The 1,188-nt window shown below is 60.6% G+C and carries 1 protein-coding gene; it reads right to left on the reverse strand.

The genetic code is table 11. From position 1 onward, the window contains the following. Positions 1–27 precede the first annotated feature (27 nt). Positions 28–1,124, reverse strand: a protein-coding gene (locus tag CGR01S_RS16050) for an IS3 family transposase (protein WP_245616826.1) whose coding sequence is annotated in 2 segments (ribosomal slippage) — positions 28–872 and positions 872–1,124 — 1,098 coding nt in all. Because the reading frame shifts where the segments join, the coding sequence is not laid out codon by codon here. Between the last annotated feature and the right edge of the window lie 64 nt (positions 1,125–1,188).

The raw sequence follows: 1,188 nt of genomic DNA on the forward strand, positions 1-1,188 counted from the left end.
TGAAGTCCCCTCGAATTCCTGAGCCAGTCAGAAGTAGAGGTTGGGGAATTGTTTCATACGGTACTCGACCGGAGGGATTCGGCCGAGGGCTTCATGGGGACGATGGTGGTTGTAGCGGTGCAGCCAATCGGCCGTCATGTCACGCACTTCCTGCAGGCTGTCGAAGACGTAGCAGTCGAGCACCTCAGTGCGGTAGGTTTTGTTGAATCGTTCGACGTAGGCGTTCTGCGTGGGCTTGCCTGGTTGGATGTGATGGAGGGCGATACCCTTGGACTGTGCCCATTTGGCCAGTGCGTGGGCAATGAACTCGGGGCCATTGTCCAGACGTATCGATAGCGGCGCACCGCGTGCCTCCACCAGTTCATTCAAGGCGCGGATGACACGCGCTGCGGGCAGGCTGGTATCTACCTCGATACGTAGCGCCTCTCGGTTGAACTCGTCGATGACGTTGAAGGTGCGGAACCGCCGGCCCGACCACAGCGCATCGGCCATGAAGTCGCAGCTCCATCCCTGGTTGGGCTGACCTGCCGCGTGCAGGGGCTGTTTGATGCGCGCAGGCAGCCTCTTCTTGCCCCGGCGGGGTAGATTCAGTCGCAGCTCGCAGTACACCCGCCAGAGCACCGTCTTGCCCCAGGGCTTGCCCTGGTGGCGGGCACTGTCGTACAGCAAGCCGAAGCCGTGACGCGGGTTCAGTGCCATGTGGGCCTGGATGAAGGTGATGACCCCGGAGTCGTCGCGTGCAACGGGCCTGTAGCGCAACGTGGAGCGGGCAATGCCGCTGGCCTGGCAGGCACGGCGTTGGCTCATGCCGTGTTCGAGCATAAGAGCTTGGACAACCATCTCGCGACGCTCCGGGGTCAGAGCTTTCGGTCAACAACATCCTTGAGCGCGTGGTGCATGAGCGCCAGGTCGGCGTACATGCGCTTGAGCTTGGCGTTCTCGTCCTGCAATTGGCGCAACTGCGCCAGGTGCGAGACCGTCATGCCCGAGAACTGGTTCTTCCACTTGTAGTAAGTCGGCTCGCTGATACCGTGCTTCCTGCACGTCTCGCCGACCTTGGCGCCCAGCTCAACCTCCTTGAGGATGCCGACTATCTGCGCTTCGCTGAATCTGGATTTCTTCATGTAGAGACTCCGTCTGGGGGAATTCTCTACTTCCGGGTGGTTCAGGTTTTCAAGGGGACTTCAA

The sequence above is a fragment of the Comamonas granuli NBRC 101663 genome (genome assembly GCF_000739995.1).
GTDB lineage: Bacteria > Pseudomonadota > Gammaproteobacteria > Burkholderiales > Burkholderiaceae_C > Simplicispira > Simplicispira granuli.